At 72.3% G+C, this 25,571-nt stretch carries 28 protein-coding genes, 1 pseudogene and 1 riboswitch; of the genes and pseudogenes, 19 read left to right on the top strand and 10 right to left on the bottom strand.

Features of this window, described 5'->3' with window-relative positions; genetic code table 11:
- Positions 1 to 66: 66 nt before the first annotated feature.
- The 5 genes from RFN52_RS05465 to RFN52_RS05485 form a co-directional block, all read right to left on the bottom strand.
- A complete protein-coding gene (locus RFN52_RS05465; protein ID WP_184843103.1) occupies positions 67 to 741 on the bottom strand; it encodes an urease accessory protein UreF in 675 nt (224 codons plus the stop codon).
- Positions 742 to 751: 10 nt separating this feature from the next.
- Positions 752 to 2,473, bottom strand: a complete 1,722-nt coding sequence (locus RFN52_RS05470) for an urease subunit alpha (RefSeq protein ID WP_184843106.1) — start codon at positions 2,471 to 2,473, stop codon at positions 752 to 754.
- Entirely contained in the window at positions 2,466 to 2,777 is a 312-nt protein-coding gene (locus RFN52_RS05475; protein ID WP_184843109.1) for an urease subunit beta, read from the bottom strand. Before RFN52_RS05475 ends, RFN52_RS05470 begins: the two co-directional genes overlap by 8 nt.
- A gap of 13 nt (positions 2,778 to 2,790) precedes the next feature.
- Entirely contained in the window at positions 2,791 to 3,093 is a 303-nt protein-coding gene (locus tag RFN52_RS05480) for an urease subunit gamma (protein ID WP_033307525.1), read from the bottom strand.
- A 113-nt stretch (positions 3,094 to 3,206) separates the two neighbouring features.
- Positions 3,207 to 3,854, bottom strand: a complete 648-nt coding sequence (locus RFN52_RS05485; protein ID WP_184843112.1) for a TetR/AcrR family transcriptional regulator — start codon at positions 3,852 to 3,854, stop codon at positions 3,207 to 3,209.
- A 139-nt stretch (positions 3,855 to 3,993) separates the two neighbouring features.
- Here RFN52_RS05485 and RFN52_RS05490 point away from each other — a divergent pair, with 139 nt between their 5' ends.
- Positions 3,994 to 4,986, top strand: a complete 993-nt coding sequence (locus tag RFN52_RS05490; protein ID WP_184843115.1) for an ABC transporter permease — start codon at positions 3,994 to 3,996, stop codon at positions 4,984 to 4,986.
- Positions 4,987 to 5,084: 98 nt separating this feature from the next.
- Here the strand turns inward: RFN52_RS05490 and RFN52_RS05495 are convergent, their stop codons facing one another.
- Positions 5,085 to 5,372, bottom strand: a complete 288-nt coding sequence (locus RFN52_RS05495) for a type II toxin-antitoxin system Phd/YefM family antitoxin (RefSeq protein ID WP_184843118.1) — start codon at positions 5,370 to 5,372, stop codon at positions 5,085 to 5,087.
- Positions 5,373 to 5,461: 89 nt separating this feature from the next.
- Between RFN52_RS05495 and RFN52_RS05500 the strand changes: the two genes are divergently transcribed.
- The 4 genes from RFN52_RS05500 to RFN52_RS05515 all read left to right on the top strand — a co-directional run bounded on the left by RFN52_RS05500 (position 5,462) and on the right by RFN52_RS05515 (position 8,150).
- Complete coding sequence (locus RFN52_RS05500; RefSeq protein WP_184843121.1) at positions 5,462 to 6,097, top strand: ATP-dependent Clp protease proteolytic subunit; 636 nt, start codon at positions 5,462 to 5,464, stop codon at positions 6,095 to 6,097.
- A gap of 7 nt (positions 6,098 to 6,104) precedes the next feature.
- The gene (locus tag RFN52_RS05505; protein WP_184562765.1) at positions 6,105 to 6,413 is read left to right on the top strand and encodes a hypothetical protein; all 309 of its coding nucleotides are present in this window, start codon (positions 6,105 to 6,107) and stop codon (positions 6,411 to 6,413) included.
- A gap of 336 nt (positions 6,414 to 6,749) precedes the next feature.
- Positions 6,750 to 6,962: riboswitch (cyclic di-AMP (ydaO/yuaA leader) on the top strand.
- Positions 6,963 to 6,965: 3 nt separating this feature from the next.
- Positions 6,966 to 7,439: a C40 family peptidase gene (locus RFN52_RS05510; RefSeq protein ID WP_184843124.1), complete on the top strand. Its 474-nt coding sequence runs from the start codon at positions 6,966 to 6,968 to the stop codon at positions 7,437 to 7,439.
- A gap of 63 nt (positions 7,440 to 7,502) precedes the next feature.
- Positions 7,503 to 8,150, top strand: coding sequence for a DUF6328 family protein (locus RFN52_RS05515; RefSeq protein WP_374050151.1), 648 nt, complete (start codon positions 7,503 to 7,505; stop codon positions 8,148 to 8,150).
- Positions 8,151 to 8,286: 136 nt separating this feature from the next.
- Here the strand turns inward: RFN52_RS05515 and RFN52_RS05520 are convergent, their stop codons facing one another.
- A complete protein-coding gene (locus tag RFN52_RS05520) occupies positions 8,287 to 8,745 on the bottom strand; it encodes an ATP-binding protein (RefSeq protein WP_184843126.1) in 459 nt (152 codons plus the stop codon).
- A 212-nt stretch (positions 8,746 to 8,957) separates the two neighbouring features.
- Here RFN52_RS05520 and RFN52_RS05525 point away from each other — a divergent pair, with 212 nt between their 5' ends.
- Positions 8,958 to 9,818: a helix-turn-helix domain-containing protein gene (locus RFN52_RS05525; RefSeq protein ID WP_184843129.1), complete on the top strand. Its 861-nt coding sequence runs from the start codon at positions 8,958 to 8,960 to the stop codon at positions 9,816 to 9,818.
- Between the two features lie 9 nt (positions 9,819 to 9,827).
- Complete coding sequence (locus RFN52_RS05530; protein ID WP_161368308.1) at positions 9,828 to 10,058, top strand: DUF397 domain-containing protein; 231 nt, start codon at positions 9,828 to 9,830, stop codon at positions 10,056 to 10,058.
- 51 nt (positions 10,059 to 10,109) lie between these two features.
- Here the strand turns inward: RFN52_RS05530 and RFN52_RS05535 are convergent, their stop codons facing one another.
- Complete coding sequence (locus RFN52_RS05535) at positions 10,110 to 11,237, bottom strand: 8-amino-7-oxononanoate synthase (RefSeq protein WP_184843131.1); 1,128 nt, start codon at positions 11,235 to 11,237, stop codon at positions 10,110 to 10,112.
- Between the two features lie 150 nt (positions 11,238 to 11,387).
- On the opposite strand from RFN52_RS05535, the gene bioB reads away from it, so the two are divergent.
- The 7 genes and pseudogenes from bioB to RFN52_RS05570 form a co-directional block, all read left to right on the top strand.
- Positions 11,388 to 12,554: a biotin synthase BioB gene (gene bioB / locus RFN52_RS05540; RefSeq protein ID WP_184843134.1), complete on the top strand. Its 1,167-nt coding sequence runs from the start codon at positions 11,388 to 11,390 to the stop codon at positions 12,552 to 12,554.
- A complete protein-coding gene (locus RFN52_RS05545) occupies positions 12,547 to 13,827 on the top strand; it encodes an adenosylmethionine--8-amino-7-oxononanoate transaminase (protein WP_184843138.1) in 1,281 nt (426 codons plus the stop codon). The genes bioB and RFN52_RS05545 overlap by 8 nt, the downstream gene beginning before the upstream one ends.
- A 1-nt stretch (position 13,828) precedes the next feature.
- A complete protein-coding gene (gene bioD, locus RFN52_RS05550) occupies positions 13,829 to 14,554 on the top strand; it encodes a dethiobiotin synthase (RefSeq protein ID WP_184843140.1) in 726 nt (241 codons plus the stop codon).
- Positions 14,555 to 15,094: 540 nt separating this feature from the next.
- Positions 15,095 to 15,994, top strand: coding sequence for a class A beta-lactamase (gene bla / locus RFN52_RS05555; RefSeq protein WP_311240902.1), 900 nt, complete (start codon positions 15,095 to 15,097; stop codon positions 15,992 to 15,994).
- Positions 15,995 to 16,034: 40 nt separating this feature from the next.
- A complete protein-coding gene (locus RFN52_RS05560; RefSeq protein WP_311240903.1) occupies positions 16,035 to 16,931 on the top strand; it encodes an endonuclease/exonuclease/phosphatase family protein in 897 nt (298 codons plus the stop codon).
- Between the two features lie 69 nt (positions 16,932 to 17,000).
- On the top strand, positions 17,001 to 17,678 hold the full coding sequence (locus tag RFN52_RS05565; RefSeq protein WP_184843146.1) for a class I SAM-dependent methyltransferase: 678 nt from the start codon (positions 17,001 to 17,003) through the stop codon (positions 17,676 to 17,678).
- A gap of 274 nt (positions 17,679 to 17,952) precedes the next feature.
- Positions 17,953 to 18,336: pseudogene (locus tag RFN52_RS05570) on the top strand (IS200/IS605 family accessory protein TnpB-related protein); the annotation flags it as partial.
- 10 nt (positions 18,337 to 18,346) lie between these two features.
- Here RFN52_RS05570 and RFN52_RS05575 read toward each other — a convergent pair.
- Positions 18,347 to 18,721, bottom strand: a complete 375-nt coding sequence (locus tag RFN52_RS05575; protein WP_184843149.1) for a fic family toxin-antitoxin system, toxin component — start codon at positions 18,719 to 18,721, stop codon at positions 18,347 to 18,349.
- A 4-nt stretch (positions 18,722 to 18,725) separates the two neighbouring features.
- The gene (locus tag RFN52_RS05580) at positions 18,726 to 18,965 is read right to left on the bottom strand and encodes a toxin-antitoxin system HicB family antitoxin (protein ID WP_184843152.1); all 240 of its coding nucleotides are present in this window, start codon (positions 18,963 to 18,965) and stop codon (positions 18,726 to 18,728) included.
- A gap of 134 nt (positions 18,966 to 19,099) precedes the next feature.
- Between RFN52_RS05580 and RFN52_RS05585 the strand changes: the two genes are divergently transcribed.
- From RFN52_RS05585 to RFN52_RS05605, 5 genes are all read left to right on the top strand, one after another.
- Positions 19,100 to 19,921: an ABC transporter ATP-binding protein gene (locus RFN52_RS05585; protein WP_184843155.1), complete on the top strand. Its 822-nt coding sequence runs from the start codon at positions 19,100 to 19,102 to the stop codon at positions 19,919 to 19,921.
- A gap of 4 nt (positions 19,922 to 19,925) precedes the next feature.
- Positions 19,926 to 22,493 carry an ABC transporter permease gene (locus tag RFN52_RS05590; protein ID WP_184843158.1) on the top strand — a complete coding sequence of 856 codons (2,568 nt, stop codon included), beginning with the start codon at positions 19,926 to 19,928 and terminating at the stop codon, positions 22,491 to 22,493.
- Positions 22,494 to 22,570: 77 nt separating this feature from the next.
- Positions 22,571 to 22,996: a GNAT family N-acetyltransferase gene (locus RFN52_RS05595; protein ID WP_184843160.1), complete on the top strand. Its 426-nt coding sequence runs from the start codon at positions 22,571 to 22,573 to the stop codon at positions 22,994 to 22,996.
- Between the two features lie 170 nt (positions 22,997 to 23,166).
- Positions 23,167 to 24,507, top strand: coding sequence for a hemolysin family protein (locus RFN52_RS05600; protein WP_184843162.1), 1,341 nt, complete (start codon positions 23,167 to 23,169; stop codon positions 24,505 to 24,507).
- Positions 24,504 to 25,517 (top strand): hemolysin family protein, encoded by a 1,014-nt coding sequence (locus RFN52_RS05605; protein WP_184843164.1) that lies wholly within the window; start codon positions 24,504 to 24,506, stop codon positions 25,515 to 25,517. Before RFN52_RS05600 ends, RFN52_RS05605 begins: the two co-directional genes overlap by 4 nt.
- Positions 25,518 to 25,571: the final 54 nt, after the last annotated feature.

The raw sequence follows: 25,571 nt of genomic DNA on the forward strand, positions 1-25,571 counted from the left end.
GTGGGGGTGGTCGCGCGGTTCCCCGCGCCTCTGAGGGGGTCGGCCTGCACGGCGTTCGGAGGGCGGCTACGAGGCGAACAGCCGTACCGGCCACCCCGCATGCGCCTCCGCCCCGATCTCCAGCAGAGGTGCCGACCCCGCCGGCAGGGCGTCGACCCCCTCGTCGACCACCCTCCGGGCCGCTTCCACCGCCCGGTCCGCGACCCGGTCCGCCTCCGGCGCCAGCCGGGCCAGCGCCCGCGTCGCGTCGAAGGGGTCCAGACTCAGCAACCGCACCGTCGCCGACGCGGGCCCGCTCACGCTCTCGTACGCCGCGCAGTACGCCGCGTCCAGCGGCCCGAGGCCTGCCGACCGGGCCGCCAGCCCCAGCACCACCGGCTGGTGCGCCCCCTTGGGGAACTCCCGGCCGAGCACGTCCAGTTCGGCGGAGGGCCAGGTCGCCCGGGCGGCCCGCAGCAGCTGCCGTCCGAGCTTCCGGGCGGCGGCCCGCAGTGCGGGCGACGGGGTTCGCGCGTCCGCGGCGCGGTCCAGCGCGACGGGATCGATTCCGAGCGCCGCGGCAGCGGACAACCCGGCCGCCACCAGCCCCGCCGTGTGCAACCGTCCCCGGCAGAACTCCTCCAGGCTCGCCGCCCCACTGATCCGCCCGGCCTTGACCGCCGCCTCGGCACCGCCGGAGTGCGCGTGCCCTCCGGCGGGGAACCGGCCGTCGGCCAGGACGAGAAGCGCCGCACGCGACATCAGACCACCCTCAGAACAGGAAGTACCGCTGGGCCATGGGGAGTTCGGCCGCCGGCTCCGCCTCGACCAGTTCCCCGTCGATGTGCACGGCGAAGCTGTCGGGGTCGACCCGCACCTCGGGCCGTGCGTCGTTCTCCCGCATGTCGGCCTTGGTCACACCGCGCGTCGACTCGATCGCCACGAACCGCTTCCCGAGCGCCAGCCGCTCCGGCAGCCCGGCCTCGACGGCCAGTGGGGCGACGAAATTGAGGGAGTTGGAGGCCGGCGCCCGCCCGATCGCCCCGTACATCGGGCGCGGCAGGATCGGCTGCGGCGTGGGGATGGAGGCGTTCGCGTCACCCATCTGCGCGTACGCGATCTGCCCTCCCTTGATGACGAGCTGCGGCTTGACGCCGAAGAACGCCGGCTCCCACAGCACCAGGTCGGCCAGCTTGCCGCTCTCGACCGACCCGATCTCGCGGGCCAGGCCCTGGGCGAGCGCCGGGTTGATCGTGTACTTGGCGACGTAGCGGCGCACCCGGCGGTTGTCGGCACGTCCGTCGCCGGGCAGTGCGCCCCGGCGCCGCTTCATCACGTGCGCGGTCTGCCAGGTCCGCATGACGACCTCGCCGACGCGCCCCATGGCCTGGGAGTCGGAGGAGATGATCGAGATCGCGCCGAGGTCGTGGAGCACGTCCTCCGCCCCGATCGTGGAGGGCCGGATCCGGGACTCGGCGAAGGCCAGGTCCTCCGGCACCGCCGGGTTGAGGTGGTGGCACACCATCAGCATGTCGAGGTGTTCCTCGGCGGTGTTGACGGTGAACGGCCGGGTCGGGTTCGTGGAGCTGGGCAGCACATAGGACTCGGAGACCACGGTCATGATGTCCGGCGCGTGCCCGCCGCCCGCGCCCTCGGTGTGGTACGCGTGGATGCCCCGCCCGGCGATCGCGGCGAGGGTGTCGCCGACGAACCCGGCCTCGTTGAGGGTGTCGGTGTGGATGGCGACCTGGATGCCGGTCTGCTCGGCGACGGTCAGCGAGGCGTCGATGACGGCCGGGGTCGACCCCCAGTCCTCGTGCAGCTTCAGGCCGAGGGCACCGCCGCGGATCTGGGAGAGCATCGCCTCGTGGGAGACGGTGTTGCCCTTGCCGAGCAGCCCGATGTTGAGGGGGTGGGCCTCCATCGCCTCCAGCATCCGGGCGAGGTGCCAGGGGCCGGGGGTCACGGTGGTGGCTTTGGAGCCCTCGGCCGGACCGGTACCGCCGCCGACCAGGGTCGTGATGCCCGACGACAGCGCCTCGTCGGCGATCTGCGGGCAGATGAAGTGGACGTGCGCGTCGATCGCGCCCGCCGTGAGGATCCGCCCGTTGCCGGCGATGATCTCGGTCTCCGGGCCGATGACCAGGTCCGGGTGGACGCCGTCCATGGTGTCGGGGTTGCCGGCCTTGCCGATGCCGGTGATCCGGCCGTCGCGGATGCCGACGTCGGCCTTGACGATCCCCCAGTGGTCGATGATCACCGCGCCTGTGATGACGGTGTCGGGGGTGCCGTCCGCCCGTGTGGCACGGGCCTGGCCCATCGACTCGCGTATGACCTTGCCGCCGCCGAACACGGCCTCGTCCCCTGCGCGTCCCGGGCCGCCGGAACGGTCCTCCTCGATCTCGATCAGCAGGTCGGTGTCGGCGAGGCGGATCCGGTCGCCGGTGGTCGGGCCGAACAGGTCGGCGTACGCGGCACGCGAGATCTCAGGCATCGAGGGCACCTCCGGTCTCCCCGCGCAGACCGGGCACCACGCGGGCGCCCGCCAGCAGAACGAGCTCGACCTCGACGGGGATCCCGGGCTCGAAGCGCACGGCCGTGCCGGCGGCGACGTTCAGCCGCCTTCCGTGCGCGGCGGCACGGTCGAACTCCAGGCCGGGGTTGGCCTCGGCGAAGTGGTAGTGGGAGCCGACCTGCACGGGCCGGTCGGCTGCGTTGAGGACGGTGAGCCGGATGGCCTCGCGGCCCTCGTTGTAGGCAATCGGCCCGTCGGCGAACAGGATCTCTCCGGGAATCACGGCGGCCTCCCCGTCAGACGATGGGCTCATGGACGGTGACGAGCTTGGTGCCGTCGGGGAAGGTGGCCTCGACCTGGACGTCGTGGATCATCTCCGGGATGCCGTCCATGACGTCGTCCCTGGTCAGGATCTTGCGTCCGGAGGACATGAGCTCCGCGACGGTCCGGCCGTCCCGCGCGCCTTCGAGGATGTGCGAGGTGATGAGCGCGACCGCCTCGGGGTGGTTGAGCTTCAGTCCCCGGGCGCGGCGCTTCTCGGCCACGTCGGCCGCCACGTGGATCAGCAGTCGTTCTTGCTCGTGCGGGGTCAGTTGCACGTCCCACCTCACAGTCCTCGCTCCGGGCCGTGCGGGGCCCGGCTGCCGCGGCCACGGGGCAAAGTGCCAGGTGGCGTGGAGCGGCAGGCTAGTTGGACCGCGTTTCGGGCACGTTAACCGAGCTGTGATCCACCGGTAGCGGCGTCCTCGGCCCGCATGGTGGTCAGCGCCCGCAGACCGTCCTGGAGGACCTCGACCGGTGCCGGTCCGAAGAGGGATTGCTGGGCGATGAAGCCGAGGACGCAGGCGATCATCGTGCGGGCCACATGGTCCGGAGTCACGTCGGCGCGCATCATCCCGGCCCGCTGGTAGCCCTCGACGATCTCCCCCCAGGCCGCGCGGACCGAGCCGTAGCCCTCCCGCAGGATGAGCGCCAGCTCTTCGTTGCGCAGGGTCTCCGTCCACACCTGGATGACGAGTCGCGGAAAGGCGGGCCGGCCGTCGACGACCAGGGACTCACGGGCGGCCAGCGTCCGGCCGAGGACGGAGGCGACGAGTCGGTCCGGCGGCGGGGGCGGGCTGAGCCGCACCGCCTCCTCGAAGGCGTCGCGGACCGAACCGAGCACCTCGGCGACGATCGCGCCGATCAGCTCCTCCTTGCCGCTGAAGTAGCGGTACACGGCACCCGCCGAGAGGTCGGCCTCCTTCAGCACGTCCTGCATGGACGTGGCGTGGAAGCCGTTGCGGGCGAAGCACAGCGCGGCACCGTCGAGGATCTGGCGGCGGCGGGCGTCGAGATGTTCCTGGGACACGCGAGCCATGGTCACAAAGTAAAACGAATATTCATTCTTGACAAGGCGCAGCGAGCGGAGCACGGTGAGAGCAGAGCAAAACGAACGATCCTTCTTTTTAGCTGCTCCGCTCCGGTCCGCTCCGGTCCGCTCATCCCAGGAGACCCCCATGCCTTCCCGCAACCGCCATGTGATCGCGGTCGTCCTCCTCGTGCCCGTCCTGGCCGCCCTCGCCCTGTGGGCCTTCGCCTGGCCGGCCTCCCGCATCGCGCCCCGCGACCTGCCGCTCGGCGTGGCCGGGCCGCCGGCCGCCGCGGCCCAGGTCGAGAAGCAGCTGGAGCGGCACGAGGGTGCCTTCGAGATCCACCGCTACGCCGACGAGGCCGCCGCCCGGGAGGCCATCAGGGACCGGAGCGTGTACGGCGCGGTCGTGGTCACGCGGCAGGGGCCCGAACTGCTCACCGCGTCCGCGGCCGGGCCGGTCGTCGCGCAGTTCCTCCAGCAGGCCGTGGGGCAGCAGGCCGCCGCCGGAGGCGCACAGGTCAAGACGGTCGATGTCGTGCCCACCCCGGCCAGTGACCCGCGCGGCGCCGCACTGAGCGCCGCCGTACTGCCCCTCGCCCTGGCCGGCATCGCGGCGGGCGCCGTGGTCACCCTGCTCGGACTGCGCGGCGTCCGCGCCGCGCTCGCACTGCTCGGCGCGTCCGCCCTGGTGGGCGTGGTGGCGGCCGGGATCGCGCACAGCTGGCTCGGGGCGCTCGGCGGCGACTGGTGGGCGGAAGCGGGGGTGCTCGCACTGTCCACGCTGGCCGTCGGCGGTGCCGTCGCCGGGCTCGCCGCCCTGGTCGGCCCGGCCGGTACGGGCATCGGAGCCGCCGTGGTGATGCTGATCGGCAACCCCTTCTCCGGCGCCACCTCGGCCCCGCAGATGCTGCCGGAGCCGGCCGGTGCGATCGGCCAGTGGCTGCCGCCCGGCGCGGGGACGACCCTGCTGCGCTCGGTGTCCTCCTTCGACGGTGCGGCGGCGACCGGCCCCACACTGACCCTGGCCTGGTGGGCGGTGCTGGGCCTGGGCGCCGTACTGCTCGGCAGCTCGCTCCGGGCCCGGAGGACGGGCAGCGAACCCGCGGCCGACCGGCGGGAGCTCTCCGCCGTCGCCTGACCGCCGGCCGACGCGCCCGAGCGCTGTCACACCATGCGACCGTGCGCCCCCGCCGTAGCGGACGGGAGCGCACGGTCTTCCGTCTGTCCGGTTCGGTCCTAGGCCGGGCCGGCCCCGCGGTGTTCCGCCGCGATGCCGAACCGCTGGGGTTCGCCGGGAGCGGACGCGACCTCGCGGACCGTGGAGACCGCGCTGATCACCTGCTCCTCCGCGGACTCGGCGAGCTCCCGGGTCTCTTCGAGTCGCCGCAGGTCATCGGCCGATACGAGGGCGACGAGGGGCTTGCCGTGCCGGGTGACGACGACGCGTTCACCGCCGTACACCACGCGGTTGATCAGGTCGGCGAGCTCAGCCCTGGCTTGCGTCACCGGAATCTCGTAGGCCATGTCCCCATCATAACGTGACGTACGTCCTGTACATTTTTTACAGAGACAGCCGTCGCCGGAGACGGCTGCGCCGTGAGGAGGGGTTCGTCATGACTCGACCGTCCGCCCGCCATGTGCTGCCCGAGTTCACCGAACGCACGGGGTCCGGGAAACGGACGATGGATCCGTACTCGAAGCTTCTGGAGGAGCGGATCGTCTTCCTCGGGGCTCCCGTGGACGAGACCTCGGCGAACGACGTCATGGCCCAGTTCATGCACCTGGAGCACCAGGCCCCGGAGCGGGACATCTCGCTCTACATCAATTCCCCCGGCGGCACCTTCCACGCGATGACGGCGATCCACGACACGATGCAGTACGTCTCCTGCGACGTGGAGACGATCTGCCTGGGCCAGGCCGGCGCCGCCTCCTCGGTGCTGCTGGCGGCGGGCACGCCCGGCAAGCGATTCGCCCTGCCCGACGCCCGCCTGGTGATCCATCAGCCCGCGCTGCCCGAGCCGGTCCGGGGGCAGGCCAGTGATCTGGCGATCCAGGCGGACGAGTTGACGCGCATCCGGGTCCGGATGGAGGAGCTGCTCGCGCTGCACACGGGTCGCACCCGGGAGCAGGTGAGCGCGGACATCGAGCGGGACAAGATCCTCACCGCCCAGGAAGCGGTGGAATACGGCCTGGTGGACGGGATCATCCCCAGCCGCAAGGCCACCCTCGCCCCGCCGACCGGTCGGTGAGGTCCCGGTGCTCCCGCCCGAACTGCCGCCGCTGCCCGCCCTGACGCGCGCCGAGGCGGAACTGATCGACCGTTACCTCGATGTCGTCGACCTGCTGGGCCGCATCAACCCGGCGCAGGACGGCGACACCTACCGGGGACTGCGCGCCGCCCAGGCGCTGGTCGGCAAGGCCACCGCACTGCGCGACGCGTTGGCCCTGATGCATCAGCGGGGCGAGACGGAACTGCACGCCGGCACGCTGGCCCGGGCGCTGCGTGTGCTGGACGGCGAGCGGCGCACGGCCCGGCTCACCCTGCCCCCGGAGTCCGTCAGTTGACGCGGAAGCGCCGGCCCGGACACCCGCGCCGTCACCGGAGCGTCCGGAGCTGAGTCGAAACGGACCAAAAGACGTACCCCTGTTCGGAGTAGGCGGGAGACCGATTTTGGGGCCGTTCCGGTTGCGCAACGCGCGTAGCCCAGGGACGGAATGGGGCATTCCGTCCCTGGTCCGGGGGTCCGCGAATGCGTGGACAGTGGCTCGAACGCACACGTGTCCACCCGAACGGGTGAGTGGTGAGTAACAACACAAACCCCCGGTTCCGTTGGGAAATCCGGACAGGCATGCGCCAAGATCCCTGTCTGACGACAAGCCCCCGCCGCTGTGGCGGGGCGATCCGGGCGGACGCCGAATCCTGCCGCCGCCCGGATGACCGGTCGACAGGAGTGGATCGGCAGGAGTGGAGGACCCAAGCACGACGGGTCGCCGGGACGGTCACGCCATGACCTCGCCCGAGCAGCCCTTGGGGTGAAGCCGCGTCAGCGGCCGGGCAACTTCGCCAGCCCGAATCCGACAGGTCATCCTTCACAGGCGGCTGACGAAGGGTTGCGCATGACTGCGCTCAATCGTGTCCCGTCGCTCATGGTCCGGGCCGGCACGGCCTCGGCGCTCACCATCGCCGCCGTGGGCGGTTCGATCGTGGCGCCCGGCTTCACCTCCGAGGCCGCGGCAGCCACGCCGGCGACCAAGGCACTCCAGATCGCGGCCTCCAAGAAGGGTTCGCCCTACAAGTACGGGGCCACCGGTCCGCACCGGTTCGACTGCTCCGGGCTCACGCTCTACTCGTTCAAGAAGGCCGGCAAGAAGCTCCCCCGTACGGCTGCCCAGCAGTACAACAAGACGCGCCACATCTCCGCCAAGAACCGCAAGGCGGGAGACCTGGTGTTCTTCCACTCGGGCAGCAACGTGTACCACGTCGGTATCTACGCGGGTAAGAACAAGCTCTGGCACTCCCCGAAGAGCGGGGACGTGGTGCGACTGCAGAAGCTCTGGACCAAGAGCGTCTGGTACGGGCGCGTGAAGTGATCCGCTCGGCGTGCGGCGGCGTCCTGACGCGCCGCCGCACGCCGGAGCGTGACACGGGCTCACATGGATACCCGTGACCCCATGGCCGAGCACCGCCCCTGCACCGCACGCAACGAGACTCCGCTGCAACGCGCCGACCGCAACTTCGTGGAGCTGCTCCAGGAACTCCGCGTCACCCAGACGGGCGTGCAGATCCTCTTCGCCTTCCTGCTGTCGCTGGCCTTCACCTCGCGCTTCGAGGATCTCGACACGGTCCAGTGCGTCACCTACGTCATCACCCTGCTGCTGGCGGTCCTGGCAGCCGCGCTCTTCACCGCGCCGGCCGCGCTGCACCGCTCCCTCTTCCAGCAGGGCGCCAAGCCCCGCATCGTGCAGGTCTCCTCGCGCCTGGCCACCATCGGCCTGAGCGTGCTGGTGTTCGCGTTCAGCGGTTCCGTGCTGCTGGTGGTCGACGTGACCACGGGCCGGGCCGGCGGTATCGCCGCGGGCGCCGCGACGTTCCTGGTCTGTGTCGGCCTGTGGGGGCTGCTCCCGCGGCTGGTGCGGCGGGCGGGGCTGCGCAAGGAGGCGGACGCCACCGGGGAGACCGCCGAGGAAGGACCGGACCAGGGCGACGTCAAGGTCCCCGCACTGCTGCGGCGAACCGTGAGGCAGCCGTCCGGGCTTCGAGGAGCGGCAGCGCACCGGGAGGCGTCGGCACGGCACCGGTGACGGCCTCGCACTCCGGCGGGCCGAAGGGCTCGGAGCGGGCGTCGTAGCCGTGGGTGGCCCGGATGTCGGTGGCGCGGGCCGGGGGTGCGTGGAGGGCACCCGTCGGGGAGGTCTTTTCGGGTCCTGCTGGGAGTGACTAGGGCTCCTGCTGCACCGCCGTCGTCAGCGGCTGCGCCGGGACGGCCCACGGGAGTTCGATCGAGATGGTCTTGCCGCCCTCACGGGTGGGGCGGATGCGGAGCCTGCCGCCGCATTCCGCGGTCAGCCAGCGGATGATGACCAGGCCGCGGCCGTTGTCCTGCTGTACGGCGGCGGGCAGGCGTCTGGGGAAGCGCGGATGACTGTCCGTGACACCGATGCGCAGGTGCTCATCGCGGTCGAGCTCGACACCCACGGTGAAGGTGGGTGACTGGCCGAAGGTGTGCTGCACGGCGTTGGTGGCGAGCTCGGAGATGATCAGCCGGACGGTGTCGGACACCTCCGTGTCCGCCGGCAGGCCCCACTCCGCCAGCGTGCCCACCACGTACGCACGCGCTGCGGAGACCGAGGCTGGATCGCTCGGCAGAGTGACGGATGCTTCCAAATGGTCTGCCATGGCGTCGTCGTCCCTTTCCCACGGGACCACAGCCCGACGCGGAGCGGATGGTTCGAGTACGGTCCCGGACTGGTGTTTCGTCGCCAGAGTGCCACCAGAACGCCCGCGAAGGGCTGCGATCCACCAAGATGTGCATATATCTGTCGCTCAAAGCGGTGAACTCTGCGACGCGAGGCCGTATTTGGGTGGCTCGGAAGGAGTAAGGAGGAGCCATGCAGCACGGTCCCGCGGTGCGCCGCCGGAAACTGGGCGCCGAACTGCGTGCGCTGCGCACCTCTGCGGGGCTCACGAGCGGTGAGGCGGCCCGGCTGGTGGGCTGGCACCAGTCCAAGGTCAGCCGGATCGAGACGGGCACGAGCGGGGTGAAACCGGCCGACGTGCGGCTACTTCTCGACGCCTACGTCGTGGCGGACTCTCAACTCCGCGAACTGCTCATGGCGTTGGCGGGGTCCGACGACAGCGGCGGCCGGCACCACTGGTGGCACGCCTACCGCGGGGTGCTGCCGCCGACCTACTGGGACTTCATCAGTCTGGAGTCCCAGGCCGGCGCGATGCGCACGCTGGAGACCACGGTCGTGCCGGGCCTGCTCCAGACGCCCGAATACGCGCGTGCGGTGACGCGGGCGGCGGTGGAGGGGCTCCCGGAGGACCGGCTCGACACTCTGGTGGAAGTGCGGCTGGCCCGGCAGGACGTGCTGCGCGCCGATCCCCCACTGAGACTCAGCGCCGTCCTGGACGAGGCGGTGCTGCGGCGGGAGGTCGGCGGGCCCGGGGTCATGACCCGCCAGCTCGAGCGGCTGGTCGAGGCGGCGCGGCTGCCCCAAGTGCGCCTCCAGGTCCTGCCGTTCGCGGCCGGGGCGCACATCGGCGTCACCGGACCTTTCGTTATCTTCTCATTTTCGAGCACTTCTGATCTGGATGTGGTTGTTCTCGACCACTTGACGAGTAGCCTCTACCTCGAACGGAAAGAAGACCTCCAGGCCTACACGGAGGCCTTCAACGCCCTTCAGATCCACGCCCTTTCGCCCGAGGACTCGTTGGATTTCATCGCCGGGACAGCCGCCGGCGCGTAAGGAGGCACCATGCGTGCACTGCCTCGTCACGTCCCCTCAAGCACCGAACTGCACGGTGTGCGGTGGTTGCGCAGCAGCTACAGCACCGGCGCGAACAACTGCGTCGAGACCGCGTGTCCGGACGCCCCGCCCTGGGCCGGACTGCTCGCCGTGCGCGACTCCAAGACCCCGTCCGGACCCGCACTGCTCTTCTCCCCGGGGAGCTGGGCCGCGTTCGCGGCCGGGGTGGACCGCATGTAACCCCGTCCGGTCAGACCGTCATCGCGCGACGCACGGCCGTGTCACGCCGACTCATGGCCGCGTCTCGCCGATCAGCCCCACAGCGCGTTCGATCTGCTGACCGGTCAGGTCGGCGCGGGCGGTCAGCCTGAGCCGGGAGATGCCGTCGGGCACGGAGGGAGGACGGAAGCACCCCACGGCCAGGCCCGCCGCGCGGCACCGTGCCGCCCAGTTCACGGCGTCCTCGGGAGAGGGCGCGCGCACCGAGACCACCGCGGCGTCCGGACGCACCGCTTCCAGACCCGCGGCGGTCAGGCGTGCGTGCAGTTCGCCCGCCACCGCGCGGGCCCGCGCCGCCCGTTCCGGTTCGCGGCGCAGCAACCGCAGGGCCGACAGGGCCGCCCCCGCCGCGGCGGGGGCGAGTCCGGTGTCGAAGATGAACGTGCGGGCGGCGTTGACCAGGTGCTCGACGACCCGGGCCGGGCCGAGGACGGCTCCGCCCTGGCTGCCCAGCGACTTGGACAGCGTGACCGTCGCGACGACGTCGTCCGCGCCCGCGAGCCCCGCCGCCTGCGGGGCGCCGCGACCGCCGTCGCCGAGGACGCCCAGACCGTGGGCGTCGTCGACGACCAGTCCGGCGCCGTGCTCCCGGCAGGCCTCGGCCAGGGCGGCGAGGGGAGCCGCGTCGCCGTCGACCGAGAAGACCGTGTCGGACACGGCGATGGCCGTGCCCTCGTGGCCGGCCAGCGCCTTGCGCGAGGCGTCCGGCTCGGCGTGCGCCACGACCTGCGTGGTACCGCGGGCCAGCCGGCAGCCGTCGATGAGTGAGGCGTGGTTGCCCGCGTCGGAGACGATCAGGGAGCCGTGCGGGGCCAGCGCGGTGACCGCCGCGAGGTTGGCGGCGTAGCCGGAGGAGAAGACGAGGGCCGCCTCGAAGCCGCAGAAATCGGCCAGTTCCCGTTCGAGTTCGGCGTGCAGTTCGGTCGTGCCGGTGACGAGCCGGGAGCCGGTGGCGCCGCCGCCCCAGGTCCGCGCGGCCCGGGCCGCACCCTCGGTGACCTCGGGGTGGCGGGCCAGCCCGAGGTAGTCGTTGCTCGCCAGGTCCAGGAGCGGCGAATCGGCCGGACGGGGGCGCAGAGTCCGTACGAGTCCGGCGCGGGCACGCAGCTCCGCCTGCTCGTCGATCCAGCCGAACGCCATGGGTGGTCCTCCGGGGAATTTGTAGGCAGTGCACAGACACTAGCGGGACCACCAGCAGGTCACTGTGTGGCAATACCCACACCTCGAAGCGACTCTGTTGTGCGAACTCTCCTTTGCCCCGAGCACCTCCTTAGGACAGGATCGGCTTCCATGGACCTGCTGAACACGCTGGTGGACAAGGGGCTTCGGCGCGAGCTGCCGACCCGCGACGAGGCTCTGGCCGTCCTCGCGACGTCCGACGACGACCTGCTCGATGTGGTGGCCGCGGCCGGAAAGGTGCGCCGGCACTGGTTCGGCCGGCGGGTGAAACTGAACTATCTCGTCAACCTCAAGTCCGGCCTGTGCCCCGAGGACTGCTCGTACTGTTCGCAGCGGCTCGGCTCGACGGCCGGGATCCTGAAGTACACCTGGCTGAAGCCCGGCCAGGCGTCCGACGCGGCGGCGGCCGGTGTGGCCGGCGGGGCCAAGCGGGTGTGCCTGGTGGCCAGCGGGCGTGGCCCGACCGACCGGGACGTGGACCGGGTCTCCGAGACGATCAAGGCGATCAAGGACAACAACGAAGGCGTCGAGGTGTGCGCCTGCCTCGGACTGCTCTCCGACGGCCAGGCGGAGCGGCTGCGCGAGGCCGGAGCCGACGCCTACAACCACAACCTCAACACGTCCGAGGCGACGTACGGGGAGATCACCACCACGCACACCTACGAGGACCGCGTCGACACCGTGCAGAAGGCGCACGCGGCCGGTCTGTCCGCCTGCTCCGGGCTGATCGCCGGCATGGGCGAGACGGACGAGGACCTGGTCGACGTCGTCTTCTCCCTGCGCGAGCTGGACCCGGACTCGGTTCCGGTCAACTTCCTGATCCCGTTCGAGGGCACCCCGCTCGGCAAGGAGTGGAACCTGACCCCGCAGCGGTGCCTCAGGATCCTGGCGATGACGCGGTTCGTCTGCCCCGACGTGGAGGTGCGGATCGCCGGCGGGCGCGAGGTCCATCTGCGCACGATGCAGCCGCTCGCCCTGCACCTGGCCAACTCGATCTTCCTCGGCGACTACCTCACCAGCGAGGGCCAGGCCGGCAAGGCCGACCTGGAGATGATCGCGGACGCCGGGTTCGAGGTGGAGGGCACCGACCAGGTGACGCTGCCGGAGCACCGGGCGTCCGGGGGCTGCGGCGAGGGCGGCGGGTGCGGCTCGCAGGAGAGCGGCGAGGTCTGTGGATCCGCCGGGACGGCGGCTCCTCCCCGGGCCGACGAAGCACGGACCGACCTGGTCGCCGTGCGCCGCCGGGGCGCCGGGACGGACCTCGCCCCCAATGCCTGAGCCGGCCGTGGCCGAGCTGCTGGAGCTCGACCGGCGGCACGTGTGGCATCCGTACGGCCCGATGCCCGGGCGGCAGGAACCGCTCGTCGTGGAGTCGGCGAGCGGGGTGCGGCTGCGGCTCGCCGACGACACGGGAGAGCTGGTCGACGGGATGTCGTCCTGGTGGTCGGCGATCCACGGCTACAACCACCCGGTGCTCAACGAGGCCGCCCGCGAGCAGCTCGGGCGGATGAGCCACGTGATGTTCGGCGGGCTCACCCACGAGCCCGCCGTGCGCCTGGCGAAGCTCCTTGTCGACATGTCGCCCGAGGGTCTGGAGCACGTCTTCCTCGCCGACTCGGGGTCGGTGTCGGTCGAGGTCGCGGTCAAGATGTGCCTGCAGTACTGGCGTTCGCTGGGCCGCCCCGGCAAGCAGCGACTGCTGACCTGGCGCGGCGGCTACCACGGCGACACCTGGCAGCCCATGTCGGTGTGCGACCCCGAGGGCGGGATGCACGAGCTGTGGACCGGGGTGCTCCAGCGTCAGGTGTTCGCCGGTCCGCCCCCGGCGGAGTACGACGATACGTACGCCGAACAGCTGCGTTCGCTGATCGAGCGGCACGCCGGCGAACTGGCGGCGGTGATCGTCGAGCCGGTGGTGCAGGGCGCGGGCGGGATGCGGTTCCACTCCCCCGCCTATCTGCGGGTGCTGCGCGAGGCGTGCGACGCGCATGACGTGCTGCTGGTGTTCGACGAGATCGCGACCGGATTCGGCCGTACGGGCGCGATGTTCGCGGCGGAGCACGCGGCCGTGACGCCGGACGTGATGTGCGTGGGCAAGGCGCTGACCGGCGGCTATATGACCATGGCGGCGACGCTGTGCACCGCCCGGGTGGCCGACGGCATCTCGCGGGGCGAGGTGCCGGTGCTCGCGCACGGCCCGACGTTCATGGGCAATCCGCTGGCGGCGGCGGTGGCCTGCGCCTCGATCGGGCTGCTGCTCGGGCAGGACTGGCTCGCGGAGGTCAAGCGGATCGAGACGGGCCTGCGGGACGGGCTCGCGGCGGCCTCGGAGCTGCCGGGAGTGAAGGACGTACGGGTGCTCGGCGCCATCGGGGTGGTGCAGCTGGACCACCCCGTGGACATGGCGGCGGCGACGGCGGCGGCCGTGCGCGAGGGCGTGTGGCTGCGGCCGTTCCGCGATCTGATCTACACCATGCCGCCGTACGTCACGGGCGACGCGGACCTGGCGCGGATCGCGCGGGCCGTGTGCGCGGCGGCGCGGGAGGGATGACATGCCGGTACTGGTGATCACGGGCACGGGCACGGAGGTCGGCAAGACGGTCGTGACCGCCGCCGTCGCCGCGACGGCGCTGGCCGCCGGCCGGTCGGTGGCCGTGCTGAAAGCCGCGCAGACGGGCGTAGCGCCCGACGAGCCCGGGGACGCCGCCGAGGTGGCGCGCCTCGCGGGCCCGGTGACGACGGCGGAACTCGCCCGGTATCCCGAGCCGTTGGCGCCGGCCACGGCAGCGCGCCGGGCGGGGCGGGCCCCGGTCCATCCGCACGAGGTCGCGGAGGCCGCCGCCAAGCTGGCCACCGAGCACGACCTGGTGCTGGTCGAAGGGGCCGGCGGGCTGCTCGTCCGGTTCGACGCGGCCGGCGGCACCCTCGCGGACGCCGCACGGCTGCTGTCTGCGCCGGTGCTGGTCGTGGCCCCCGCGGGGCTCGGCACCCTCAACACGACGGAGCTGACGGCGCGTGAACTGCGCTCCCGGGGGCTGGAGCCGGCCGGGATCGTCATCGGAAGCTGGCCCGAGGCCCCGGATCTCGCCGCCCGCTGCAATCTGGCGGACCTGCCGGACGTGGCCGGGGCCCCGCTGCTGGGCTCGGTCCCGGCCGGGTCGGGCGCCCTGGCCCCGGCCGGCTTCCGGGCGGCCGCGCCGCACTGGCTGGCGCCGCGGCTGGACGGCTCGTGGGACGCGGAGGCGTTCCGGGTGCGGGAGGCTCCCGGGATGTTCTGAAAAACCGGACGCGCGCGGTGAAACCGGCGCGGACGTGCTCGGCAGCCGGCCCACGGCCCCGGATCTCACCGCCCGCTGCAATCCGGCGGATCAGCCGGACATGCCCGGGGCCCCGCTGCTGAGCGCCGTCCGGCCGGGTCGGGCACCCGGGAGGCCTCCGGGTCCAGGGAGGCTCCCGGGCGGCCGCGCCGCACTGGCTGGCGCCGCGGCTGGACGGCTCGTGGGACGCGGAGGCGTTCCGGGTGCGGGAGGCTCCCGGGATGTTCTGAGAAACCGGACGCGCGCGGTGAAACCGGCGCGAACGTGCTCGGCAGCCGGCCCACGGCCCCGGATCTCACCGCCCGCCGCAATCCGGCGGACCAGCCGGACATGCCCGGGGCCCCGCTGCTGAGCGCCGTCCGGCCGGCTCGGGCACCCGGGAGGCCTCCGGGTCCAGGGAGGCTCCCGGGCGTTCCGAGCGTTCGTCGGGCGCGCGGTGAAACCGGCGCGGACGTGATCGCGTGTTGAACTACGAACGTGATCGCCGCCGAAAGGACCGCTTTGCACACGAACACACCACACCCGTCCCGCCGTACGGCCCTCGCACTGGGCACGGCCGCCGCCCTCGCGCTGGGCGGCGGCACCGCCCACGCGTTACCCGGCACCACCGGTGTCACCGCGCGACTGCGGGACCTGGAGCGGGAGCACACCGCACGGCTGGGCGTGTACGCCCGCAACATGCGCACGGGCCGGACGGTGGCGTACCGGGCCGACGAGCTCTTCCCGATGGCCTCGGTGTTCAAGACGCTCGCCGCCGCGGCCGTGCTGCGCGACCTCGACCGCGACGGCGAGTTCCTGGCCCGGCGCATCCACTACACCCAGGCGTACGTCACCAGGTCGGGCTTCTCCCCCGTCACCAAGGACCACGTCGCGACCGGCATGACCGTGGGCGAACTGTGCGACGCCACCATCCGCTTCAGCGACAACACCGCGGGCAACCTGCTGCTCAAGGAGCTGGGCGGGCCGACCGCGATCACGCGCTTCGCCCGCTCGACCGGTGACCGCGTCACCCGGCTGGACCGCTGGGAGCCCGAGCTCAACTCCGCGGAGCCGTGGCGCGTGACCGACACGACCTCCCCGCGCGCCATCGGCCTGACCTACGCCCGGCTGGTGCTCGGCGACGTGCTCGAGACCCGGGACAGGGCCCGGCTCACGGACTGGCTGCTGCGCAACACCACGAGCCTGGAGAGGTTCCGCAAGGGTCTGCCGGCCGACTGGCTGCTCGCCGACAAGACGGGTGGCGGGCAGTACGGCAGCAACAACGACGTGGGCATCACCTGGCCGCCGGACGGCCCGCCGATCGTGATGTCGGTGCTGACCACGCAGCCGGAGGAGGACGCCCCGGCCGACAACCCGCTGGTGGCCGGCGCCGCGGCCCTGCTGGCGGCGGAACTCGCCTAACGTGGCCGTCGGCGGCAGGTCGTCGTGGAACGTCTGGCTGGTGAGCGGTGCTTGCGGTGCCGCCGGTCTGCTCGCCCTGCACTCCGCCGTGCCCAACGGCATCGGGCGGCTGGGAAGCCTGCTGGAGACGTTCCTGCCATGGCTCGGGGTGGCCGTGCCCGTGCTCGGCTGCCTCGCCCTGATCGTGCGGTCGTGGGCCGGGCTGCTCGCCTGCCTGGCACCCGGGGCCGTGTGGCTCTGGATGTTCGGCGGGGTGTGGTTCTCCTCGCCCCCGGGCCCGTACGACCTGACCGTCGTCCAGCACAACGTCGCCGACGACGACGCCGATCCCGCCGGCACCGCCCGGGCCCTGCTCGCCGCGCGTGCCGGCCTGATCGCCGTGGAGGAGCTGACGCCCGCTGCGCAGCCCGCTTACCAGGGTGTCCTGGGCGCCTCCCACCCGCATCGGGCCGTCCACGGCACGGTCGGGCTCTGGTCGGCGTATCCGCTGTCGGACGTGCGGCCCGTGGACATCCGGCCCCAGGGCTTCCCGGGGAGCTGGCGGCGGGCTCTGCGGGCCACGGTGTCCGCGCCCGGCGGCCGGGTCGCGGTGTACGTGGTCCATCTGCCGTCCGTGCGCCTGGGCCCGAGGGGGCTCGCCTCGGCGGCCCGTGACGAGAGCGCGGCCCTGCTCGGGGCCCGGATCGCCGCCGACCCGGCCGGCCGGCTGCTGGTGGTGGGCGACCTCAACGGCACGGTCCAGGACCGCGGCCTCGCCCCGCTCACCTCCCGGCTGCACGCTCCGCCCACGGGGTTCGCGTTCAGCTGGCCGGCCGGCCTGCCGGTGGCGAGGATCGACCAGGTGCTGGGTCGGGGGGCCGAGGTGACGGAGGTGTCGGCGCTGGAGGCGACCGGCAGCGACCACCTGCCGGTGCTGGGCCGCGTACTCCTGCGGTAGACGGCAGGGGTGCGCGGGGCCCGTCGCGGGGAGAATCGGGGTGAGGCCAGCCTCGCAGGGAGGTTTTCTATGCCGCTCCGCTCCGGCAAGGTACCCCGGGACGCCGTGCACCATCCCCTGTTCGCCCGCTGCTACGCCCGGGCCAGTGTGGCCGCCGAGACCCGGATGGGCATGGGCCGGATCCGGGAGAGACTCCTCGGCGGGCTGTCCGGGCGGGTGATCGAGATCGGGGCGGGCAACGGGCTGAACTTCGCGCACTACCCGGGCACCGTCGCGGAGGTCGTCGCCATCGAACCGGAGCGGCGGCTGCGGCACCTGGCCGTGGAGGCCGCGCTGCGCGCCGAGGTGCCGGTGGACGTCGTGCCGGGTGCGGCCGAGTCGCTGCCGGTCAAGAGCGAGGGCTTCGACGCGGCCGTGGTGTCGCTGGTGCTGTGCAGTGTGCGGGACGTGCCCCGGGCACTCGGGGAACTGCTGCGGGTGCTGCGGCCGGGCGGCGAGGTGCGGTTCTTCGAGCACGGCCGGGGCGGCGGCCGTGCGATGGGCTTCACGCAGCACGCGCTGGACCGGACGGTGTGGCCGCTGCTGAGCGGGGGCTGCCATGTGGCCCGGGAGCCGGTCCGGGCGCTGCGGGACGCCGGGTTCGAGCTCGGCCCCTACCGGCGGGTTCTCATGCCCGAACAGGGGCCGACGCTGCCCACCTCGTACTGCGTGCTCGGCACGGCGTGGCGCCCTGCCGAGGGGTTGTGAGCCGTTGCCGGGTGACAGCACTTGAGTGAGTTCTGGTGTGCATGAGGGAGGGTTCGGCTGTTTGTCGGGTGATGAGCCCGGCGGCGGGAACGGAAGTTCCTGGTTCGAATGGGTGACCTTTCCTGATGGTGGTCGTTGGGTGTGGTGGCGGATGTCTGCGGGCCTTGGGGGGATGGCGGTGGGTGGACTGCGGGACGTGGCTGCGCCGTTCGTCGCTCCTGGCCCGTCTGGAGTGGCGGTCCGTGACCGTCTGAAACACCTGACGCCCGAGGACGTCGCGATCATCGCGGTCGACCCGGCCTACACCAGCAAGTGGGGCGCCCAGCGCTGGCAGCAGCCACTGTCCACCCCCAGCCGTAAGACCAGCCGACACGATGCCGCGAGCATCGCGATCGGCAGGATCGCTCAAGGGCATCCGCTCAGGCGACGGACGGCACCGCCCCGTGCACACCAGAGCGATGTGCACGGGCATCGGACCGTCCAGGCCCGACCGCAGACTCTCGGGCGTGAGGGACCCCGCCCCCGCACTCCCGGACCACGGACACGATCCGTGCCGCCGGATGCGGGTCGTACGCGGGCGACCAGGACATCCGCAACCGTTCGGGATGTCCGCAGTGACCAGGAACGGGCACAACACTCACTCCCGCTCACTGAATAAGAACGGTGAGTCACAGGCTCCACCGGCGCAGCTCCTGCTCGATGTCCCGGACGGACACCTCGCCGCTCTTCACCAGCCGGGCGAGGTCGCGGACCTGCTCGGGCGAGGTGACGACCTTGACACCGCTGGCGACGAGGTACGCGTAGGCGACGGCGGAGGCGAACAGGGCGTTGGAGCGCTCCAGCGCGGGGACGTGCAGGAGGAGCTGGAGCAGGGCGGCGGCGCGGGCGTGCGGGCTGTCGTAGACGGGCACGTCGAACACGGCGGCCCGGTGGCGGGCGACGGCGGCGACGAGGGCTCCCCAGTCGGTGACCTGGGGGTCTCCGGGGGTCTTCTGCTCGGCGAGCATCAGCAGCCAGGCGAGGTCGATCTCGAGGTCGTCCAACGGTTCAGTGACGACCTTCGCGTGTACCTTCACGATCCGCGCCGAACTCCTCGGCGAAGACGGACTCGTACTGCTTCATGAAGTCGGCGGCGGCCTCCACGAAGGTGTGGCCCACCTCGCCGGTGTCCTGCTTGACCAGCTCCTCGATGTAGCGGTTGACGCTCATCCCGCGGGCCAGGGCGCGTTCACGGGCGGCGCGGGCGGTGCCCTCGTCGACGCGCACGTTCAGCTGGGTCTTCGCCATACCTCGAAGCTAGCGCGTGAGTGCTAGCACCGGCAAGGGTGAGTCCGACCCGCGGAGGATACCGAGTGTGGGCCGGGTCACATTACCCTCGGGCAGGGCCAGGAGGTCCTGACGTCCACCCAGAGGAGGCGGCCTTGTCCACACCTGCTGCGGAGCACGCTCCCGGCCTCGCCCCGGCCGACGGGATCGCGGCCCGGGCCCGTGGTCTGACCAAGGCGTACGGCTCGGGCGAGACGGCCGTGCTCGCGCTCGACTCGGTGGACGTGGATGTCGTCCGGGGCCGGTTCACCGCCGTGATGGGCCCCTCGGGCTCCGGGAAGTCCACGCTGATGCACTGTCTGGCCGGGCTCGACACCGTCTCGGCCGGTCAGGTGTGGCTCGGCGACACGGAGATCACCGGGCTGAGGGAGCGTGAGCTGACGCAACTGCGCCGCGACCGGATCGGGTTCATGTTCCAGTCGTTCAACCTCATCCCGACCCTGAACGCCCGGGAGAACATCACCCTGCCCATGGACATCGCGGGCCGGAAGCCCGACGAGGCGTGGCTGGACCGGGTGATCGACACCCTGGGCCTGCGGGACCGGCTCGGGCACCGGCCGTCACAGCTCTCCGGCGGGCAGCAGCAGCGTGTGGCCTGCGCCCGGGCGCTGGCATCCCGGCCCGAGTTGATCTTCGCGGACGAGCCGACCGGCAACCTCGACTCGCGCGCCGGCCTGGAGGTGCTCGGCTTCCTGCGCGAGGCGGTGGACCAGCTCGGGCAGACCGTCGTCATGGTCACCCACGACCCGGGGGCGGCCGCCCACTCGGACCTGGTGCTCTTCCTCGGGGACGGCCGGATCGTCGACGAGATGCGGCGCCCCACGGCGGAGGCGGTCCTGGAGCGGATGAAGAGGTTCGACGTGATCCGCACCCGCTACGAGGACGCCGGCGCCCCGGCGTCGTCCGAGGAGAACTGAGCCCGTGCTCAAGGCGACCCTGCGGAGCTTCCTGGCGCACAAGGGGCGGCTGCTGCTCTCCGCGCTCGCCGTCCTGCTGTCCGTCGCGTTCGTCACGGGGAGCCTGATCTTCTCGGACACCGTCAGCCGCACGTTCGACCGGCTGTTCGCCTCCACCGCCGCCGATGTCACGGTCAGCCCGAAGGAGGACCTCGACGAGGCGGTGCCCTCCGGCCGGACGGCCACCCTGCCGGCCGCGCTCGCCGAACGCGTACGGCGGATCGACGGGGTCGCGGCGGCCCGCGCCGACGTGGAGGTGAGCGGCCTCACCGTGGTCGACGAGGCGAACGAGCCGGTCGGCCCGACCACCGGGGCGCCGACGCTCGGCAACGCCTGGAACCCGAACGAGCGCAGCCCCGTGAAGCTGACCTCGGGCCACGCACCGCGCGGTCCCGCCGAGGCGCTGCTCGACTCCGAGACCGCGGGCCGCAAGAACGTGCGCATCGGCGACACCCTCACCGTCATCGCTGCTCCCGGGTCGTTCCAGGTCCGGGTGGCCGGCATCGTCACCTTCACGACCACGAACCCCGGCTCGGCGCTGATCTACTTCGACACGCCCACCGCGCAGACGAAGCTGCTGGGCCGGCCGGGGACGGCCACGGCCATCGCGGTCGACGCGGCGGAGGGCGTCGGCGACGACCGGCTCAAACAGCGCGTGGCCGACGCCCTCGGCGCGCATACCTACGACTTCAGGACGGCCGGCGAGCAGGCCGAGTCGGACGTCGAGCAACTGGGCGGGTTCCTCGACGTCATCAAGTACGTGATGCTCGGCTTCGCCGGGATCGCCGTGCTGGTCGGCGTGTTCCTGATCGTCAACACCTTCTCCATGCTCATCGCCCAGCGCACCCGCGAGCTGGGCCTGCTGCGCGCGCTGGGCGCCGACCGGCGCCAGGTCCGGAACTCGGTGCTCACGGAGGCCCTGCTGCTCGGGCTGGTCGGCTCCACGCTCGGGCTCGCCGCGGGCATCGGGCTCGCGGCCGGGCTGATCGGGCTGATGGGCCTGCTCGGCATGAACATCGACGCCGACGAGATGGAGATCGGCTGGGCGACACCGGTGGCGGCCTACGTCGTCGGGCTCGGCGTCACCTTCATCGCCGCGTACCTCCCGGCACGGCGGGCCGCGGGCGTGTCGCCGATGGCCGCGCTGTCGGACGCCGAGGTCGCCGGGGTGGGCCGGCCGCTGCGGGTGCGCGCGGTGGCGGGCGCCGTCGTCGGGGCGGCCGGTGCGGCGGCGCTCGCGGGCTGCGCGGTGTCGCGGCAGACGTCGTCGGCGGCGTCCCTGCTGGGGCTCGGTGTGGTGCTCACCCTGATCGCGACCGTGATCGCCGGGCCGCTGCTGGTGCGCCCGGTGATCCGGGTGCTGGGCGGGGCCTTCCCCGCCCTGTTCGGGTCGATCGGCCGGATGAGCCAGCGCAACGCCCTGCGCAATCCGCGCCGTACCGGGGCCACCGCCGCCGCCCTGATGGTGGGGATCGCCCTGGTGGGCGGGATGTCGGTGGCGAGCGAGTCGATGACCGCGTCGTTCGACCGGCAGATCGACAAGACGCTGGGCGCCGACTTCGTGGTCCAGAACTCCAACTTCCAGCCGTTCCCGCCGGAGGTGACCGAGAAGGTGCGCGGCACCGACGGCGTGGGCCTGGTGGTGCGCGGGCGGTTCACGCCCGTCGCGGTCCGGCTTCCGGACGGCGACCGGGTGGAGACCACGGCCGCGGGCTACGACCCGCGGCTCGACGAGGTCGCCAACATCACCTACGCGCAAGGGGACTCCGCGGCCGCGCTCGCGAGCGGGCACCTGGCCATGGACCGGGACTTCGCCCGCGACCACGGGGTGCGGGTCGGCAGCACCCTGCCGGTTCGGTTCCCGGCCGGACGCTCGGCCGAGCTGACGGTCGGAGCGCTCACCGACCAGGACTCCGCCGAGGGGTTCGGCACCCAGGGCGGGCTGTTCTTCGGCATGGGCACCCTGGAGCGGTACGCGCCGGGCGGGCAGGACTCCGCGCTGTACGTCAACGCCGCCTCCGGCACCGGCGACGGCGAACTGCGCGCGAACCTGGAGGAGACCCTGGATCCGTACCCACAGGTGCAGGTGCGGGACTTGGCGGACTACAAGCAGCTGGTCCAGGACCAGATCGCCGTCCTGCTGTACCTCGTGTACGCGCTGCTCGGGCTGGCGATCATCATCGCCGTGCTCGGTGTGGTCAACACCCTCGCGCTGTCGGTCGTCGAACGCACCCGGGAGATCGGCCTGTTGCGGGCGATCGGGCTGGCCCGCCGGCAGCTGCGGCGGATGATCCGGCTGGAGTCGGTGGTCATCGCGGTGTTCGGCGCGGTCCTCGGGCTGGTGCTGGGACTGGTGTGGGGGGTGTGCACGCAGCAGGTCCTGGCGCTCCAGGGCATGACCGCCCTGGCGATCCCGTGGCTGACGATCGTGCTGGTGGTGGTCGGCTCGGCGGTGGTCGGGGTCGTGGCGGCGCTGCTGCCGGCATTGCGCGCGTCCCGCATGAACGTCCTGGCGGCCATCGCGCACGAGTGACGTCCGGATGGTGAACGGCCTGACGCCGAATGGTGAAACGGTCTGACGCGGGCCGGTGCGAGTGATGTGATCATGCGATGACCGACTTGCGCATCCGGGCCGCGACGCCCGAGGACCTCGACGCCGTGCTGGCCTTCTGGAAGGTGGCCGCCGAGGGCACGAGCATCAGCGACGACCGCGCCGGTGTGGAGCGGCTGGTCGCGCGTGACCCCGAGGCTCTGATCCTGGCCGAGCGGCACGGCGAACCGGCCGGCACGGTGATCGCCGGGTTCGACGGCTGGCGCTGCCATCTGTACCGGCTGGCCGTGCACCCTGACCACCGCCGCCAGGGCATCGCGACCGCGCTGCTCGCCGCCGCCGAGGAACGGTTCGTGCGGCTCGGCGGGCGCCGCGCGGACGCGATGGTGCTCACGCGCAACGAGAACGCACACCGTGCGTGGGACGCCGCCGGATACGCCTCCGAGGAGCAGTGGCGGCGCTGGGTGAAGCCCCTCGCCGGGTAGACGGATGAGCACATGATCGACCCGGAAAGGACTTTGCCCATCCTTTACTCTTGAATGGCCACTCGGTCCTGCATGAAAGGTTGTGAGCGTCCGCCCATGGGCGAGCCTCCCCGTGCGCGACACCGCGCGTTCCGCCCCGTCCTGGAGAACCATGGAACGGGGGTGAACCGATGACCGAAGTGCTCCTCCTCCTGGCGGCGATCCTGCTCTCGCTCGCCTGCGGCGCCTTCGTGGCGGCCGAGTTCTCCCTCACCACCGTCGAGCGCGCCGAGCTGGAGCGGGCCGTCGAGCGCGGTGAGCGGGGCGCGCAGGGGGCACTGAAGGCCGTACGGAGTCTGACGTTCCAGCTCTCCGGCGCGCAGCTCGGCATCACCGTCACCAACCTGGTGGTCGGCATGCTCGCCGAGCCGTCGATCGCCGCGCTGATCGCCGGGCCGCTGGAGGATCTCGGCATGTCGCGCTCGGCGTCGCACAGCATCGCGCTGGTGCTCGGTACGGCCGCGTCGACGGTGTTCCTGATGGTCGTCGGTGAGCTGGTGCCCAAGAACTGGGCGATCTCCTCGCCGCTGACCGTCGCGAAGACGGTGGGCAACGCGCAGCGCTGGTTCAGTGCCGCGTTCCGGCCGTTCATCACGCACCTCAACAACACCGCGAACCGGGTCGTGCGGCGGATCGGTGTGGAGCCCGCCGAGGAGCTCGCCTCGGCGCGCGGGCCGCAGGAGCTGGCGGCCCTCGCCCGGCACTCCGCGAAGAAAGGTGCCCTGGAGGCCGACACCGCCGAGCTGTTCGTGCGCACGCTGAACCTCGCCGACCTGACCGCGGAGAACGTGATGACGCCCCGGGTGCAGGTCGTCGCGCTGGAGGTGCAGGCCACCCTGGAGGACGTCGCGAACGCGACCCGGGCTACGGGACTGTCCCGGTTCCCGGTCTACCGCGGCACCCTCGACTCGGTCGTCGGAACCGCCCACGTCAAGGACGTGCTGGCGGTCCCGGCCGAGCGCCGGACCCGGATCTACGTGTCCGAGCTGATGCGCGAACCACTGCTGGTCCCCGAGACGCTCACCGTCGACCGGCTCCTGGACCGGCTCTCCGGCAAGCGCACGATGGCCGTCGTGATCGACGAGTACGGCGGCACGGCGGGGGTGGCCACGCTGGAGGACATCGTCGAGGAGGTCGTCGGCGAGGTGCGCGACGAGCACGACCCGCACGAGACCCCGGACCTCGCCGCGGCCGGCACCGACGAGAGCGGGCACCCCCTGTACTCGGCCGACGGCTCCGCGCGCGTGGACCACCTCGAACGGATCGGGCTGCGTGCGCCGGAGGGCCCCTACGAGACGCTCGCCGGGCTGGTGGCCACGGTGCTCGGGCGGATACCGGCCGCCGGAGACACCCTGGAGGTCGCCGGCTGGCATCTGGAGGTCCTGGACGCCACGGGGCGCCGGGCCGCCCGCGTCCGGCTGCGCGCACCGCTCGACGACCGCAAGCCCGACGAGAAGGGGGTGGAGCTGTGACCGCCGTCCAGCTGCTGATCGGACTGGCGACCCTCGTCGTCAACGCCTTCTTCGTCGGCGCCGAGTTCGCGCTGATCTCGGTGCGCCGCAGCCAGATCGAGCCCTACGCCGACCGGGGCGACCGGCGCGCGAAGAGCGTGCTGTGGGGCCTGGAGCACGTGTCCGCGCTGATGGCGGCCGCGCAGCTCGGCATCACGCTGTGCACGCTGGTGCTGGGCGTGGTGGCCGAACCGGCGATCGCGCACCTGCTGGAGCCGGCGTTCCACGCGGTGGGCGTTCCCGAGGGCGCGGGGCACGCCGTGTCCTTCGTGATCGCGCTGTCCCTCGCGACCTATCTGCACATGCTGCTCGGCGAGATGGTGCCGAAGAACATCGCGCTCGCCGAGCCGGTGCGCAGCGCGCTGGCCCTCGGACCGCCCCTGGTGGCGCTGTCCCGGGCGCTGCGCCCGGTGATCTTCACCGTGAACGCGTTCGCCAACGCGCTGCTGAAGCTGCTGCGCGTGGAGGCCCGGGAGGAGGTGGCCGCCTCCTATTCGGACGCGGAGATAGCGCAGATCGTGAAGGACTCCAGCGAGGCGGGCCTGATCGACGACCGCGCCCAGGAGCGGCTGCACGACGCGCTGGAGCTGGGCCGCCGTCCGGTGCGGGACGTGGTGCTGCCGCTGGAACGCGTGGAGTACGCGAGCGTGGGCGTCACCCCGGAGGAACTGGAGCGGCTGTCGGCCGAGTCCGGGTTCTCCCGCTTCCCGGTGGTGGACGAGGGACGACGGATCGTCGGCTACCTGCATGTGAAGGACGCCCTGGAGGCCGTCGGGCGCAACACGCCGTTCCGCCTGCGGGACATGCGCCCCATCGCCCGGGTGCGGGAGCACACCCCGCTGGACGACGTCCTCACGGCGATGCGGGGCAGCCGTACGCACCTCGCGGCCGTCCTCGGGGCGGACGGGCGGCTGGCCGGTCTGGTGACCATGGAGGACGTGCTGCGGGAGCTGTTCGGTCAGCGGGCGTGAGGACCGGGTTCGCGGGACCGACCGACTGACGGGTATGTGCACGGGATACCATTT

Source organism: Streptomyces collinus (assembly GCF_031348265.1).
Classification (GTDB): Bacteria; Actinomycetota; Actinomycetes; order Streptomycetales; family Streptomycetaceae; genus Streptomyces; species Streptomyces collinus.

What these genes read in the sequence shown, in the direction of transcription:
- RFN52_RS05465 (WP_184843103.1), bottom strand. Translation starts at nt 741, where the DNA reads ATGTCGCGTGCGGCGCTTCTCGTCCTGGCCGACGGCCGGTTCCCCGCC.
- RFN52_RS05470 (WP_184843106.1), bottom strand. Translation starts at nt 2,473, where the DNA reads ATGCCTGAGATCTCGCGTGCCGCGTACGCCGACCTGTTCGGCCCGACC.
- RFN52_RS05485 (WP_184843112.1), bottom strand. Translation starts at nt 3,854, where the DNA reads ATGGCTCGCGTGTCCCAGGAACATCTCGACGCCCGCCGCCGCCAGATC.
- RFN52_RS05490 (WP_184843115.1), top strand. Translation starts at nt 3,994, where the DNA reads ATGCCTTCCCGCAACCGCCATGTGATCGCGGTCGTCCTCCTCGTGCCC.
- RFN52_RS05495 (WP_184843118.1), bottom strand. Translation starts at nt 5,372, where the DNA reads ATGGCCTACGAGATTCCGGTGACGCAAGCCAGGGCTGAGCTCGCCGAC.
- RFN52_RS05500 (WP_184843121.1), top strand. Translation starts at nt 5,462, where the DNA reads ATGACTCGACCGTCCGCCCGCCATGTGCTGCCCGAGTTCACCGAACGC.
- RFN52_RS05510 (WP_184843124.1), top strand. Translation starts at nt 6,966, where the DNA reads ATGACTGCGCTCAATCGTGTCCCGTCGCTCATGGTCCGGGCCGGCACG.
- RFN52_RS05515 (WP_374050151.1), top strand. Translation starts at nt 7,503, where the DNA reads ATGGATACCCGTGACCCCATGGCCGAGCACCGCCCCTGCACCGCACGC.
- RFN52_RS05520 (WP_184843126.1), bottom strand. Translation starts at nt 8,745, where the DNA reads ATGGCAGACCATTTGGAAGCATCCGTCACTCTGCCGAGCGATCCAGCC.
- RFN52_RS05525 (WP_184843129.1), top strand. Translation starts at nt 8,958, where the DNA reads ATGCAGCACGGTCCCGCGGTGCGCCGCCGGAAACTGGGCGCCGAACTG.
- RFN52_RS05530 (WP_161368308.1), top strand. Translation starts at nt 9,828, where the DNA reads ATGCGTGCACTGCCTCGTCACGTCCCCTCAAGCACCGAACTGCACGGT.
- RFN52_RS05535 (WP_184843131.1), bottom strand. Translation starts at nt 11,237, where the DNA reads ATGGCGTTCGGCTGGATCGACGAGCAGGCGGAGCTGCGTGCCCGCGCC.
- bioB (WP_184843134.1), top strand. Translation starts at nt 11,388, where the DNA reads ATGGACCTGCTGAACACGCTGGTGGACAAGGGGCTTCGGCGCGAGCTG.
- RFN52_RS05545 (WP_184843138.1), top strand. Translation starts at nt 12,547, where the DNA reads ATGCCTGAGCCGGCCGTGGCCGAGCTGCTGGAGCTCGACCGGCGGCAC.
- bioD (WP_184843140.1), top strand. Translation starts at nt 13,829, where the DNA reads ATGCCGGTACTGGTGATCACGGGCACGGGCACGGAGGTCGGCAAGACG.
- RFN52_RS05565 (WP_184843146.1), top strand. Translation starts at nt 17,001, where the DNA reads ATGCCGCTCCGCTCCGGCAAGGTACCCCGGGACGCCGTGCACCATCCC.
- RFN52_RS05580 (WP_184843152.1), bottom strand. Translation starts at nt 18,965, where the DNA reads ATGGCGAAGACCCAGCTGAACGTGCGCGTCGACGAGGGCACCGCCCGC.
- RFN52_RS05595 (WP_184843160.1), top strand. Translation starts at nt 22,571, where the DNA reads ATGACCGACTTGCGCATCCGGGCCGCGACGCCCGAGGACCTCGACGCC.
- RFN52_RS05600 (WP_184843162.1), top strand. Translation starts at nt 23,167, where the DNA reads ATGACCGAAGTGCTCCTCCTCCTGGCGGCGATCCTGCTCTCGCTCGCC.